Annotated in this window: 11 protein-coding genes and 1 tRNA gene; 7 read left to right on the top strand and 5 right to left on the bottom strand. The window is 71.9% G+C overall.

Annotation, left to right across the window (positions count from 1 at the left end):
• Window positions 1–13: 13 nt before the first annotated feature.
• From AC2DFQ_RS14700 to AC2DFQ_RS14710, 3 genes are read right to left on the bottom strand one after another with little or no spacing between them, the layout of a single operon-like run.
• Window positions 14–1,492, bottom strand: coding sequence for a CDP-glycerol glycerophosphotransferase family protein (locus AC2DFQ_RS14700; RefSeq protein WP_484534406.1), 1,479 nt, complete (start codon window positions 1,490–1,492; stop codon window positions 14–16).
• The gene (locus AC2DFQ_RS14705) at window positions 1,489–2,733 is read right to left on the bottom strand and encodes a CDP-glycerol glycerophosphotransferase family protein (protein ID WP_484534407.1); all 1,245 of its coding nucleotides are present in this window, start codon (window positions 2,731–2,733) and stop codon (window positions 1,489–1,491) included. Before AC2DFQ_RS14705 ends, AC2DFQ_RS14700 begins: the two co-directional genes overlap by 4 nt.
• Before the next feature lie 40 nt (window positions 2,734–2,773).
• A complete protein-coding gene (locus tag AC2DFQ_RS14710; protein ID WP_484534408.1) occupies window positions 2,774–4,351 on the bottom strand; it encodes a S1C family serine protease in 1,578 nt (525 codons plus the stop codon).
• A 99-nt stretch (window positions 4,352–4,450) separates the two neighbouring features.
• Between AC2DFQ_RS14710 and AC2DFQ_RS14715 the strand changes: the two genes are divergently transcribed.
• Complete coding sequence (locus AC2DFQ_RS14715) at window positions 4,451–5,653, top strand: aminotransferase class I/II-fold pyridoxal phosphate-dependent enzyme (RefSeq protein WP_484534409.1); 1,203 nt, start codon at window positions 4,451–4,453, stop codon at window positions 5,651–5,653.
• Window positions 5,654–5,665: 12 nt separating this feature from the next.
• Here AC2DFQ_RS14715 and AC2DFQ_RS14720 read toward each other — a convergent pair whose 3' ends face one another.
• Complete coding sequence (locus AC2DFQ_RS14720; protein WP_484534410.1) at window positions 5,666–6,472, bottom strand: carbon-nitrogen hydrolase family protein; 807 nt, start codon at window positions 6,470–6,472, stop codon at window positions 5,666–5,668.
• Window positions 6,473–6,647: 175 nt separating this feature from the next.
• Here AC2DFQ_RS14720 and AC2DFQ_RS14725 point away from each other — a divergent pair.
• A tRNA-Met gene (locus tag AC2DFQ_RS14725) sits at window positions 6,648–6,721 on the top strand.
• A gap of 155 nt (window positions 6,722–6,876) precedes the next feature.
• Window positions 6,877–8,442 (top strand): MDR family MFS transporter, encoded by a 1,566-nt coding sequence (locus AC2DFQ_RS14730; RefSeq protein WP_484534411.1) that lies wholly within the window; start codon window positions 6,877–6,879, stop codon window positions 8,440–8,442.
• Between the two features lie 86 nt (window positions 8,443–8,528).
• Here AC2DFQ_RS14730 and AC2DFQ_RS14735 read toward each other — a convergent pair whose 3' ends face one another.
• Complete coding sequence (locus AC2DFQ_RS14735) at window positions 8,529–8,981, bottom strand: MarR family winged helix-turn-helix transcriptional regulator (protein WP_484508894.1); 453 nt, start codon at window positions 8,979–8,981, stop codon at window positions 8,529–8,531.
• Window positions 8,982–9,070: 89 nt separating this feature from the next.
• Here AC2DFQ_RS14735 and idi point away from each other — a divergent pair, with 89 nt between their 5' ends.
• Genes idi through crtI form a run of 4 tightly spaced genes read left to right on the top strand, consistent with a single transcriptional unit; the run spans window position 9,071 to window position 13,099 of the window.
• The gene (gene idi, locus AC2DFQ_RS14740; protein ID WP_484534412.1) at window positions 9,071–9,622 is read left to right on the top strand and encodes an isopentenyl-diphosphate Delta-isomerase; all 552 of its coding nucleotides are present in this window, start codon (window positions 9,071–9,073) and stop codon (window positions 9,620–9,622) included.
• Entirely contained in the window at window positions 9,619–10,686 is a 1,068-nt protein-coding gene (locus AC2DFQ_RS14745) for a polyprenyl synthetase family protein (protein ID WP_484534413.1), read from the top strand. Before idi ends, AC2DFQ_RS14745 begins: the two co-directional genes overlap by 4 nt.
• Window positions 10,683–11,552 (top strand): phytoene/squalene synthase family protein, encoded by an 870-nt coding sequence (locus AC2DFQ_RS14750; RefSeq protein ID WP_484508891.1) that lies wholly within the window; start codon window positions 10,683–10,685, stop codon window positions 11,550–11,552. The genes AC2DFQ_RS14745 and AC2DFQ_RS14750 overlap by 4 nt, the downstream gene beginning before the upstream one ends.
• Window positions 11,549–13,099 (top strand): phytoene desaturase family protein, encoded by a 1,551-nt coding sequence (gene crtI, locus AC2DFQ_RS14755; RefSeq protein ID WP_484534414.1) that lies wholly within the window; start codon window positions 11,549–11,551, stop codon window positions 13,097–13,099. Before AC2DFQ_RS14750 ends, crtI begins: the two co-directional genes overlap by 4 nt.
• The last annotated feature ends 2 nt before the right edge of the window (window positions 13,100–13,101 follow it).

Below are 13,101 nucleotides of genomic sequence, written 5' to 3' on the forward strand. Positions count from 1 at the left end.
CCCTAGGGCCTCCTCACCGCGTGAGGCCGTCGGCCGCATCCTCGACGAGTCGCTGGTCCAGGATGCGCGCCACCACGCGCTCGGCGGCGCGGCCGTCGTCGCGGGCGTTGAAGGTTCTCCGCCAGCGGTCGTAGCGATCGGCGTGATCGGCGGGATCGCCGTCGCGGATGGCGGCGAGCAGTTCTTCCTGGGTGCGCACGACCGGCCCCGGAGCGGCGTCGACGAGGTCGAAGTAGAAGCCGCGGAGTTCCCCGCGGTAGTGCGCCATATCGGGCACCAGGAAGTACATCGGCTTGCCGGTGACGCTGAAGTCGAACATCACCGAGGAGTAGTCGGTGATGAGAGCGTCGGCAGCGGTGAGCAGACGTGAGGTGTCGGGGAATCCCGTGACATCGATCACCCGCGGTCCTTCGGCGTCCTTGCCGGAGAGGATCGTCCGGGAGTGGCCGCGGACGAGGACGACCGCCCCCAGTTCGTCGGCGAGCGCGGCCGGATCCAGGAAATCGACGATCTCGTCCCGGTCGTCGCGCCACGTCGGGGCGTAGAGCAGCACGCGAGCGTCGGCGGCGATGCCGAGATCGCGGCGGGTCGCCGATCCGTCGTCCGTGACCAGAACGTCGTTCCTCGGATATCCCTCCACCCAGATGGGGCGACGGAAGAACGCATAGGCCTTACGGAGGATCCGCCCCGCATAGGGGTTCTGCGCGAGCAGCACGTTCCAGCGCCGGGATTCCTTGATCACGGCCGCCGCCCGGCGCGGGTCGAAGCCGGGACGGTGCAGGGCGAGGCGCTTGAGGGGCGTACCGTGCCACGTCTGGAAGACGACCTGCCCCGGACGGCGGACGAAGCGCCGGCGCATCCAGTCGTTGATCACCAGCAGGCGCGATGCGCCGCGGGCGCGCCACCACTGCGGGCTTCCCTCGACCACGGCGATCGCGCCCTCGGGGACCTGCACCGACAGGTCGACGACGCTCCAGTACCGCGTGACGCCGGGCGCGCGGCGCGCCAGCTCCCGGTCGATCGCGAGCGGATTGCAGCTGGCGTTTCGGCCGTAGAAGCTCTCGAAGAAGACCGCGTTCTCGAGCTCGTCACGCCCTGCAGCGTAGCGTCGCTCGAGGGCGTCCTGGCCCTCGCCGGAATCGTACGCGGGGTCGACCGGCGGCCGGATCCGCACGTGGGTCCCGTCCCACGACGCCCGCAGCGTACCGAGCGCCGCCACCGGCAGCGCGGTGCCCGGTGGGTCGGTGTCGGTCGCCTCGCCGGGGTCGATCACGAGGGTGTACTCGCCCGAGGGAAGCGGCAGCTCAGGACCGCCCCAGCGGGACGCCGTCAGCGCGATGACCGCGCGCCACGTCTGCCCGTCACCGCTCAGGCGCGCGGAGGCCGAGGCCCGGCGGCCCACGAGCGACACCGCGTCGGGGCGGGGGCCGGTGCCGGACACGTCCAGCGTTGCGACGGCATCGTCGCCGACGTGGAAACGAGCGTCGGTCATGGGGCTCCTCTCGTCGCGCCGAGTGCGGCGCGGATGGCTTCGTAGACCCTCTCGGTGTTGCGACCGTCGCGGAAGGCATGCACGCGTTCGCTCAGAGCGAACGACCGGGCGATGCGGTCACCGGGATCGCGGAGCACCGCCTCGAGCTGGCCGGTGAGATCGTCCCACGACGCGGACCAGTCCGTCCCCGCGACATCGGAGTACCGGCCGTACATCCCCCGCCGCGCGCGATAGTCGTCCAGATCCGGCGCGAGGTACAGCACAGGGAGGGGGACGAGACCCGCGTCGAAGGCCAGCGAGGAATAGTCGGTGACGAGCACGTCCATCCCCGGCAGGAGTGGCGTGACATCGCGCACGAGGTCGCTTCCCAGCGCACGGACGCGGTCGGTGGGGAACGGCGGGCGGTACTCCCCCGCACCGAGCGGATGCGACCGCACGAGGAGCACGGCATCACCCTGCTCCAGCACGTCGACGATCGTGCGCCACTGCGCCGCCGTGGGCACGGCCGGGTCGGGCGCGCCGTCCCGCCAGGTCGGTGCGTACAGCACGAGGCGGGTGTGGGCCTCGACCGGCCCCGCCGCCTCCGTGATGGCCGCCAGCGCCGCGGCGCGGCGATCAGCCGGTGTGCCGCGGGAGAGCACGTCCACGCGCGGCTCCCCCGTGACGGGAACACGCTCCGCCGGCAGAGCGAACGCCGACTCGAGCCGCCCGCGCACGAGGTGGGAGGCTGCCGGCAGGATGCGGATGCGGCGCGTGGCGGCGGCGTACATCCGCCGGAGGAGAGCGCGCAGGAGGCGGGACCCCGGGAGGATGCGGCTGCGCAGCGTCTCCGGAGAATCCAGGCCGATGCGCTTGAGGGGGATGCCGTGCCACAGCTGAACGATGAGGGCCCCCGACACGGCATAGCGGTTGACGTCGCCGAATCCATGCGTGATGACCACGACACGGGCCCGTGCCGTGCGCCAGAATCCGCGGAGGCCCGCCTTGCGCACGTGCGGGATGCCGCGCCGGGCGGCATCCTCGGCCTCATCGGCGCCGGCGACGAGCCACACCGCCCGTTCCCCGGAGGCGGATGCGTGCTCCCACAGCGCGAGCGCACCGTCGGCGATGCCCACGGCGCATCCGAAGACCCACTCGTCGCGCGAACGCGGGATGACGGCGGTGGCGATCCGGCCCAGGGCGTAGATCGGCATGCTCAGGAGCTTCCGCGCATTTCCCGCGCCGAACGAGAAGGACGCCACCCCGCGAGCCTATCGCGGGGTGGCGTCCGAGCCTGAGCGCCTACGGGGTGAGCTCGCCGAGGGTCACGTCCGCGGTCTGCGGCTCGCCGTCGCGCACGTAGGTCAGTGCGGCCTCCGCGCCGGCGGCCAGTGCCCGCACCTGCGCGGTGAGGTCCGTGGCGTTGGTGATCGGCTTGCCGTCGAACTCGATGACCACGTCCCCTTCGCGGAGCCCCGCCTCCTCGGCCGCGCCTCCGGAGACGACGTCGGCGATGTAGGCACCCGCGATGTCGGAGCCTTCGACCGCCGCCGCCGGCTGTACCGTCGCGCCGAGCAGGCCGTGTGTCGCCGAACCGCCCTCGATGATCTCGTCGGCGACGCGTTCGACGATGTCGGAGGGGATGGCGAAGCCGACGCCGATGTTGCCGCTCTGCCCGGACGACCCGCCCGCAGAGGCGATCGCGACGTTGACGCCGATCAGACGACCTTCGGAGTCGACGAGGGCGCCGCCGGAGTTGCCCGGGTTGATGGCCGCGTCGGTCTGGATGACCGAGATGCTGATCGTCTCGGTCGATCCCCCCTGCTGGCCCTGACCGAAGTCGAAGTAGAACGGCTCCTCCTGGCCGGGCACTTCGGCCTCACCGTCGGTCTCCGCGTCGTCGGGGGCCGCGGCCGAGGCCACGGAGATCGAGCGGTTGAGCGCGCTGATGATTCCGGTGGTGACCGTGCTCGACAGGCCGAGCGGTGCGCCGACGGCCACCGCCTCGTCCCCGACGTTGAGGTCGTTGGAGTCGGCGAACTCGATGGGTGTCAGACCCGACGCATCCTGGAGCTGGATGACGGCCAGGTCGTAGACCGGGTCGGTGCCGATGATCTCGGCGTCGTACACCCGGCCGTCCGCCGTCGTCGCCGTGATGCGGGCGTCGGCGGTGGCACCGTCGAGAGTGACGACGTGCGTGTTGGTGACGACGTAGCCGTCGTCGCTCAGGATGACGCCGGAACCGGTGCCGCCCCCGCCGTCGCTGCTCGCGCTGATGGTCACCACGCTGGGAACCACCGTGGCCGCGATCGCGGCGGTCTGGTTGACGTCGTCGGTGTCGTTGAGCGTGATCGTCTGCGGGCCGGTGACCGGCGAGGACTCTGATCCGCCCCACATGCTCAGTCCGGCGTAGGCGCCGCCCAGTCCCGCCGCCCCGCCCACGAGGGCTGCCGCCACGATCAGTGCCACGACCTTGCCGGCGCCGGACTTGGTGCGGGGAGTGGACTCCTCCTCGCGTGCGAGCGGAGTGGTCGGCTGGGTCGTCGCGGTGGCGGGGCCGAAGGCGTGTGCCGCCGGCTCACCGGCGTACGCGGGTCGCGTGCCGTAGCCCGCCTGCGGCGTACCCGCGTAGGGCGCGCGCGGGGGCTGCGGTCCCCGTGGGGGCACACCCCACCCGGAGGGGGCCGGCGCGCCGTGCGGCGGCACGGCGCCGGGGTGCGGCGGCGTGGCCGCCTGCCCCGCACCGGGAGAAGCGGGCGCCGGGGCGGCGGAATCCGGCGCCGGCGTGACGGGGGTCTCGGTGGCGGGCGCGTCGGAACCGTCGTTCGGCGAGGATGCCGGGACGTGACGTTCGGGGCGCTCGCCCTGGTTGTCGCTCATGGGTGTGCTCCTTCTGTCAAGCGTGTACAGCCTGACTCCGGTTGCTGTGGTTTTTCTATGGTGCCGCCGGGATCCGACTATGCGACTAGCGTGAGGGGGATGCAAGAGATTCCGGGGGCCTGGCGGCGAGCTGCCGACGGTGCCGGCCTCCGCGCACCGGACGGATCGGTCGTACCCACCATCTTCGCCGAGATGAGCGCTCTCGCGGTGAAAACCGGCGCGATCAATCTCGGGCAGGGTTTCCCCGACGAGGACGGACCGGCCGTCGTGCTCGACGCCGCGCGCGACGCCATCGCCCACGGCGTCAACCAGTACCCGCCCGGCCGCGGCATCCCCGAGCTCCTCACGGCCGTCGCCGAGCACCAGGAGCGGTTCTACGGCCTCCGCCCCGACCCGCAGCGCGATGTCCTCATCACCGCCGGGGCGACCGAGGCGCTCGCCGCGACGCTGCTCGCGCTGCTGGACGGCGCCGACGACGAGGTCGTGGTGTTCGAGCCGTACTACGACTCGTACGCGGCGTGCATCGCGCTGGCCGGTGCCCGCCTCGTCCCCGTGCCGCTACGGTGGCCGGACTTCCAGCCCGACCTCGACGAACTCGCCGCCGTCGTGACCGACCGCACCCGGGTCATCCTGGTCAACGACCCCCACAACCCCACCGGTACGGTCTTCTCCCGGGAGGTCCTCGAGCGCATCGTGGAGCTGGCCGAGCGTCACGACGCCGTCATCGTGACCGACGAGGTCTACGAACACCTGGTCTTCGACGGTGCGCATGTGCCCATCGCGACACTGCCGGGCGCGTGGGATCGCACGGTCTCCATCTCCTCGGCGGGCAAGACGTTCTCGGTCACCGGGTGGAAGATCGGCTGGGTCACCGGACCGTCGGCGCTCGTGTCGGCGGTGCTGGCCGTCAAGCAGTTCCTGACCTACGTCAACGGGAGTCCCTTCCAGCCCGCCATCGCCACGGGGCTCCGCCTGCCCGATGAGTTCTTCACCGGCATCGCCGCGACCCTCCGCGACAAACGCGACCTTCTCGGCGCGGGGCTGCGCGCAGCGGGCTTCGACGTCTCCGTGCCGAGCGGGTCCTACTTCACGGTGGCGGATGCGGCGGCTGTGGGTGCCACGGACACCGACGAGTTCTGTCGCGCGCTGCCGGCACGGGCGGGGGTCGTGGGCGTCCCGCTGACCGCGTTCGCCTCCGCCCCCCACCGTGGGCGCTACCGGACGCTCGTGCGGTTCGCCGCGTGCAAACGCATCGGCGTCCTCGAGGACGCCGCGTCCCGGCTGTCGCGCCTGAACGCCTGAGCCGGCTCCCGGTCAGGCCGGCTCGACGCGGAAGCGACGCAGCTTCAGTGCCGGATTCACCCGCCGCACGCGCTCCACGGCCTCGCGGTCCAGGTGGGCGACGGCCACGTCGGTGGTCGTACCGACCCCCGCGGCGACCACGCCCTGCGGGTCGACGATGAGCGAGTTGCCCACGCCGAGGGGCGGCGGATGATCGGCTGCCGCGACGAACAGCGTGTTCTCGATCGCGCGCGCCTGGAGGAGCGTCCGCCAGTGGTGCTCTTTAAGGGGTCCGCGTACCCACTCCGCCGGCACGAGGATGACGTCCACGTCCGCATCCGCCAGCACGCGCGCCACCTCGGGGAACCTCAGGTCGTAACAGGTCATCAGCCCGAACCGCATCCCGCCGACCTGGAACGTCTCGGGGGGCGCGATGTCGCCCGCCTGCACCCAGTCCGACTCGCGCTGCCCGAACGCGTCGTAGAGGTGCAGCTTGCGGTAGACCGCCAGCAGTCCCGTGCGATCGACCGCGACCACGGCGTTGCGGACGCGGATGCCGTCATCGGCGCTTTCCAGCAGCCCCGCGACGATCGTGACGTCATGCGCCTCGGCGAGACCGACGAGGGCCGAGACGAACGGGCCGTCGACGGTTTCGGCATTCTCCGCCAGCGAGGAGTCGAAGGGATCGATGAAGCTGCTGGAGTACTCGGGGAAGACGACGACCTGGGCGCCGCGCGCCGCCGCCCGGGCGACCAGGCCCCCGATGACGTCCACGTTCGTGGCGACGGAGGCGGCGGGCGCGAACTGCGCCACCGCGACTCCGACCGAATCGCCGCTCATGCGTCTCCCCCTCCGTCGCGCCGGACGCGGATCGCCACGGGCACCACCACCCACAGTACGAGGATGCGGCCGCCAGGACGACGAGCGCGAGCCGCCCACCCCACCGCCTGCGTCCGTCACGCGGCCGGGGGCGGAGCAAGGCCCCTGCGGTTCCGTGATAAGCTTTTGATCGTGCCGCGGGGTGGAGCAGTTCGGTAGCTCGCTGGGCTCATAACCCAGAGGTCGCAGGTTCAAATCCTGTCCCCGCAACAAAGAATAGGCCCCGGATCAGAGATATTCATCTCCGATCCGGGGCCTATTGCTCTGCCTGACGCGATGACGTGAGCGGGCGACCGGGTGCGGACGCCCGCGGCCCGAAGCGCAAGGGGGTACGCGCCGGCGTGGCGTCGGGTAGAGACGTTCGCATGAGCCCCTCCGCGACCACCGACGACACGCCCGACGTGGGCATGTCCCGCCGCCGGGTCGGTGTGATCTTCGGCGCCCTGCTGGCGGCGATGTTCCTCTCCGCTCTCGATCAGTCGATCGTCGGCACCGCACTGCCCACGATCGTCGGTGAGCTGGGTGCGGCCGAAGGCGAGGGCTGGGTCGTCACGGCGTATCTGCTCGCGATCGCGATCGTGATGCCCATCTACGGCAAGACGGGGGATCTGATCGGTCGCCGCGTGCCGTTCCTGGTGGCGATCTCGCTGTTCCTGGTGGGCTCCACCGGCTCGGCCCTGGCGGGTTCCTTCGCGGAACTCATCGTCTGGCGCTCGGCGCAGGGCCTGGGCGCCGGGGGGCTGGTCATCCTGTCGCAGGCGACCATCGCCGACATCGTCTCGCCGCGCGACCGCGGGAAGTTCATGGGTCCGATGGGCGCGGTGTTCGGCATCGCCACCGTCGCCGGGCCGCTGCTGGGCGGCTGGTTCACGGAAGGTCCCGGGTGGCGGTGGTGCTTCTGGACCAACGTCCCCGTCGCCATCATCGCCCTGGCGATCGCGTGGTTCGCCCTGAAGCTCCCCTCGCGCCGACCGGCGCGACGCTTCGACGTGGGAGGCGCACTGCTCCTGGCGACCACGACCGCGGGGATCGTCTTCCTCACCAGCTGGAGTTCCCTCACCGGCGGAGCCGGCTACGATTGGCGCGACCCCCGGCTTCTGGCCCTGACCGCGGTGACGGTGGCCGCGTTCGGCAGCTTCCTCTGGATCGAATCCCGCGCGGCCGACCCGATCGTCCCGCTGCAACTGTTCCGCAGCCGCACGTTCACCGTGGCCGCGCTCATCGCCCTCGTGCTGGGCATGGCGATGTTCGCTGCGCTGTCGTTCCTGCCGACCTTCCTGCAGATGTCGGAGGGCGTCGGAGCGACCACATCCGGCCTGCTCATGCTGCCGATGACGGCGGGACTGATGATCAGCTCGCTGGCCTCGGGCCGGCTCATCACCCGCACCGGACGGTACAAGGTGTATCCGATCGTCGGGATGGCGCTCGCCACCGCCGGCCTGGCCTGGCTCACCCAGATCACCGGCGGAATGTCCACCGTGCTGTTCGGCGCCATGATCTTCGTGCTGGGGCTCGGGCTCGGCCTGGTGATCCAGACGATCGTGATCGCCGCCCAGAACGCCGTCTCGCCCGACCAGGTGGGCGTGGCGACCTCGACGAACAACTTCCTCCGCGAGATCGGCGCCGCCGTGGGAACCAGCGTCTTCTCCGCCGCCTTCACCGCCCGGCTCACGACCACGCTGAGCGAGGCGACCCGCAACGTCCCCGCATCCGACATACCGTCCGGATTCGGTGCCTCGTCGCTCACTCCCGCGGCCGTCGACACCCTCCCGGCGGACCTGCGCGATGCCGTCGTCACGGCGTACGCCGACGCTCTGGCGCCGTCCTTCTGGCTTCTCGTGCCGCTCGGGCTGGCCGGCTTCCTCATCGCCTTCTTCATGAAGGAGCTCCGCCTGTCGGACAAGCCCGCCCTCGCGTCGCGCGCCCGCTAGCGTCCCACGAGATCCCGTATCCGCGAGAATCCACTGCGGCGGCGAGAATCCCGCGCACGACCGCATCCTCGCCGGGCAGCTCGCGGTCAGTGGGGGTCGACGGCGTCGGCGATCTCGCCCAGGAAGCGTGCGATCACGGCGAGTTCCTCGTCGGTGTACTCCTGCGCGACCTCCCGCATGGCGTTCAGATGGGCCCCGAAGTGCTCGAAGAACTCCCGGCGGGTATGGTCGGTGAGTTCCACGACGCGGGCACGGCGGTCGTGCGGATGCGGGAGACGCTCCAGGTGTCCCGTCGCGGTGAGGCGATCCAGGAGCTTGGTCGTGGAGGCGGTGGAGATCCGCAGGTGCCGCGCGACATCGTGGGGGCTCACCGTCTCCCCGCGCTGCTCGCGGACGATCAGCATCCGCAGCGCCGCGAGGTCGGTGGCGTTCATGTCCATGTCGCCCTTCATCCCGCTGTGCATGCGATCCATCGCGTCGCTGAAGGCGCGCACGGCGAACAGCGCCTCGGTGACGCTCTCCCGCCTTGTACCAGGCATCGGCGCAGCGTGCGACAAGATGGACACTCCCTTCCTCCGCTTGTATAGTCGGCCCCACTCGCTAGATAAACTAGCAAATCGGAGGCCTGATGATCGAGACCGAACATGTCGTGCTCCTGGACGACGACGGCCGGGAGATCGGAACAGCCCCGAAGAGCAGTGTGCACGGTACCGACACCGCTTTGCATCTCGCCTTCTCCTGCCACGTCGTCAACGACGCCGGTCAGGTGCTCGTCACGCGCCGCGCACTGGGCAAGACCGCGTGGCCCGGCGTGTGGAGCAACTCCTTCTGCGGGCACCCCCGCCCGGCCGAACCGGTGATCTCCGCGGTGCGCCGTCGCGCGTCCGACGAGCTCGGCCTGACCCTGTCGGACCTCGAACTTGCCCTCCCCCTCTTCCGGTACCGCGCGACCGATGCCAACGGCATCGTCGAGCACGAGATCTGCCCGGTCTACACCGCGCGGACGAGCGACGAACCCGAACTGAATCCGCGGGAAGTCGCGGATGCGGAGTGGGTCGACCCCATCGACCTGGCCACCGCCCTGGACGCCACCCCCTGGGCGTTCAGCCCCTGGCTGGTGCTCCAGGCGGAGCAGCTGCGCCTGTTCGGCGCTCCCCGCGAACGGCGACGCGCGTCATGATCACGCAGGCCTCTGCCCCCGCGACCCGCGAGGCGATCGATGGGGCCATCGACACCGTGCTCGAGCGCCTTCGCCGGCGGATGGCGGGACGGGACGACTCCGCCGACGCCCTGGCCGCCGCCATCCAGCGGGCCGGCAGCGGGGGCAAGCGTTTCCGTCCCACCCTCGTGGTCGCGGCCTTCGAGACCCTCGGTGGTGCGTCCGGAGAGGAGTCGCTCTACCCGGTGGCAGCCGCCTTCGAACTCCTCCACACCGCGTTCGTCGTGCATGACGATGTCATCGACCACGACATCCTGCGCCGCGGCGTGCTCAACGTCGGCGGGGAGTTCCGCGCCCGTGCCCGCTCCCGGGGAGCGGATGCTGCCGGTGCTAGCGCGCTCGGCGACGCGGCGGGCATCCTCGCCGGCGACCTGCTGCTGCACGAAGCCATCCGGCTGGTGGCGCTGGCGGACGTGTCCACCGGCACCCGCAGGGAGCTGCTCGCTCTCGTGGAGGAGGCGGTCATCGTCTCGGCCGTGGGTGAGCTCGCCGACGTCGAGAATGCCGTGGTCGCCGACGCGGGCGTCGCCGCCGAGGCCATCCTCGTGGCCACCGCGAACAAGACCGCCGTGTACTCCTTCTCCGCGCCGCTGGAAGCCGGTGCCATCCTCGCCGGCGCACCCGTGTCGGCGCGCACGGCGCTCCGCCGCTTCGGCGCGCACCTCGGGCTGGCCTACCAGCTCGTGGACGACCTCATCGGCGCCTTCGGACCGGCCGCCGTGGCCGGAAGGACCGAAGGCGGAGACCTGCGCGAGGCCAAGCGCACGCCGCTCGTCGCCCTCGCGCGCGAAAGCGACCGGTGGCCCGAGGTCAGCGACGCGCTCGCGCGCGCACACACCGGACCGGTGGCCGTCCGCGCGGCGCAGCACGCGCTCGCCGCCTCCGGGGCACGCCAGCGCCTCGAGCTCCTTGTCGGGGAGACCCTCGACCAGGCCCGGGACATCGCGTTCGAGGCGCTGCTCCCCGGCGCGACACGGGCGATGCTCTTCGACCTCGTCTCCGCCGTGCGGGAGCGCGTTCCGTGAGCCGCCGGCCCGCCGGACTCGCGCTCTACGACCGCACGGCGCAGGATGCCGCAGCAGCGGTCATCGCGCGGTACTCGACCTCGTTCGCCCTCGCGTGCCGCCTTCTCGGTCCGCGGCCGCGGCCGCACGTCCGCAACGTCTACGCTCTGGTCCGCGTCGCCGACGAGGTCGTGGACGGTCCGGCCGCGGACGCCGGGCTCAGCCGCGCGCGGGAGCGCGACGTGCTCGATGCCCTCGAACGGGAGACGCTCGACGCCATCACGCGCGGGTTCAGCGCCAACCTCGTCGTCCACGCCTTCGCCCGTACCGCTCGCGAGTGCGGCATCGGGGAGAGTCTGATCTCCCCGTTCTTCGCGTCGATGAGGACCGACATCGACACAACGTCTCACGACGCCGGCTCCCACGATGCCTACGTGTACGGTTCGGCCGAGGTCGTGGGTCTCATGTGCCTCCAGGTGTTCCTCAACGCCGGTTCCCCCCGTCCCGCCGCGGCCCCCGACGGCCTCGCCGACGGCGCCCGGCGCCTGGGCGCGGCCTTCCAGGACGTGAACTTCCTCCGCGATCTCGACGATGACGCCGGGCGGCTGGGCCGGGACTACCTGTCGGGTGCGGCCGCGGGCGCGCGGCGCATCGAGGTGCTCGACCGCATCGACGACGACCTCGCCGCCGCGGCGGCCGTGATCCCGCGGCTCCCCCGCGACTGCCGCCGCGCCGTGTCGAGCGCACACGATCTGTTCGCCGAACTGTCCCGGCGTCTGCGCCGCGCCCCTGCCGGCTCGGGGCGCGTGCGCGTCCCCGATGCGGTCAAGGCCGCCCTGACCGCACGGGCGGCGGTGACCGCCCGCCCGCAGGGGCGGAGCCGATGACGCGCACGGTCGTCGTCGGTGGCGGGATCGCGGGACTGGCCTGCGCAGCACTCCTCGCCGCCGAGGGGCACGACGTGACCGTGTGCGAAGCGCGCGCGGAGGTCGGCGGGCGGGCGGGCTCGTGGGAGCAGGACGGGTTCCGCTTCGACACCGGCCCCAGCTGGTACCTCATGCCGGAGGTCTTCGAGCACTTCTTCGCGCTGCTGGGCACCAGCGCCGAGGAACAGCTCGACCTCGTGCCGCTGCATCCGGCCTACCGCGTGTTCGGCGCGGAGGGCACGCATCCGCTGGATGTGGTGTCGGGGCGGGATGCGGCGACCTCGCTGTTCGAATCCGTCGAGCCCGGCGCCGGCGCCCGGCTGGACGCCTACCTGGATTCGGCTGCCGACGCGTACGACCTGGCCGTCAGCCGTTTCCTGTACGACCCGTACTCGTCGACCGCCGGGCTCCGCGATCCCGCCGTGGTGCGCCGCCTGCCGCGCCTCCTGCCGCTGTTGACCCGCTCCCTGGCCCGGCATGTCGAGTCGCGCTTCACCGACCCGCGGCTGCGGCAGATCCTGGAGTACCCGGCCGTCTTCCTCGGCGGATCGCCCTACGGGGTGCCGAGCCTCTACCACCTGATGAGCCACCTCGACATGAACGACGGCGTGCGTTACCCGCGAGGCGGATTCACCGCTCTCATCGCGGCCATCGAGCGCCTCGCCCGCCACAACGGCGCGCTCGTGCGCACGGCGGCGCCGGTGGCGGAGATCCTCGTACAGGGCGGCGCGACCCGTGGGGTGCGGCTGGGATCCGGCGAGGTGGTGCCGGCCGATGTGGTGGTCTCCACCGCGGATCTCCACCACACCGAGACCCGCCTCCTCTCCGACCCGGCCGACCGGACCTATCCGGAGAGCTGGTGGCGCACCCGCACGCCCAGCCCGGGCGCCCTCCTGGTGCTCCTGGGCGTCCGCGGGTCCCTTCCCCAGCTCGCCCATCACTCGCTGCTGTTCGCCCCCGCCTGGCGGGAGAACTTCGAGGCGATCTTCGGTCCGGACTCCCGCATCCCCTCGCCCGCGTCCCTGTACGTGTGCCGGCCCAGCGCGACGGACGCCACCGTCGCCCCGGACGGCGACGAGAACCTCTTCGTGCTCGTGCCGGTGCCCGCCGACCCGGCGCTCGGGCGGGGCGGGGTGGGCAGCGGCGGGGACGCGGCCATCGAGGCCGCCGCCGATCGCGTGCTCGAGCAGATCTCGCAGTGGTGCGGCATCCCCGACCTCGCCGAGCGCATCGTCGTCCGCCGGACGATCGCCCCGGGTGACTTCGCCGCCGATCTGAACTCATGGCGGGGCAACGCGCTGGGGCTGGCGCACACCCTCCGCCAGAGCGCCGTCTTCCGCCCGCGCAACGCCTCCCGCCGCGTGCGTGGCCTCTACTACGCCGGAACCTCGGCCCTCCCCGGGATCGGTCTGCCGATGTGCCTCATCTCGGCCGAGCTCGTTCTCAAACGGCTGCGCGGTGACCGCTCCCCCGGGCCCGTGGCCGAGCCCGTCGCCACGGCGGTGTGAGG

This window comes from Microbacterium sp. Z11_20 (assembly GCF_057197605.1).

Excerpts from the sequence above, each read along its gene's own strand:
- AC2DFQ_RS14700 (WP_484534406.1), bottom strand. The coding sequence starts at position 1,492 with ATGACCGACGCTCGTTTCCACGTCGGCGACGATGCCGTCGCAACGCTG.
- AC2DFQ_RS14710 (WP_484534408.1), bottom strand. The coding sequence starts at position 4,351 with ATGAGCGACAACCAGGGCGAGCGCCCCGAACGTCACGTCCCGGCATCC.
- AC2DFQ_RS14715 (WP_484534409.1), top strand. The coding sequence starts at position 4,451 with ATGCAAGAGATTCCGGGGGCCTGGCGGCGAGCTGCCGACGGTGCCGGC.
- AC2DFQ_RS14720 (WP_484534410.1), bottom strand. The coding sequence starts at position 6,472 with ATGAGCGGCGATTCGGTCGGAGTCGCGGTGGCGCAGTTCGCGCCCGCC.
- AC2DFQ_RS14730 (WP_484534411.1), top strand. The coding sequence starts at position 6,877 with ATGAGCCCCTCCGCGACCACCGACGACACGCCCGACGTGGGCATGTCC.
- AC2DFQ_RS14735 (WP_484508894.1), bottom strand. The coding sequence starts at position 8,981 with ATGCCTGGTACAAGGCGGGAGAGCGTCACCGAGGCGCTGTTCGCCGTG.
- idi (WP_484534412.1), top strand. The coding sequence starts at position 9,071 with ATGATCGAGACCGAACATGTCGTGCTCCTGGACGACGACGGCCGGGAG.
- AC2DFQ_RS14745 (WP_484534413.1), top strand. The coding sequence starts at position 9,619 with ATGATCACGCAGGCCTCTGCCCCCGCGACCCGCGAGGCGATCGATGGG.
- crtI (WP_484534414.1), top strand. The coding sequence starts at position 11,549 with ATGACGCGCACGGTCGTCGTCGGTGGCGGGATCGCGGGACTGGCCTGC.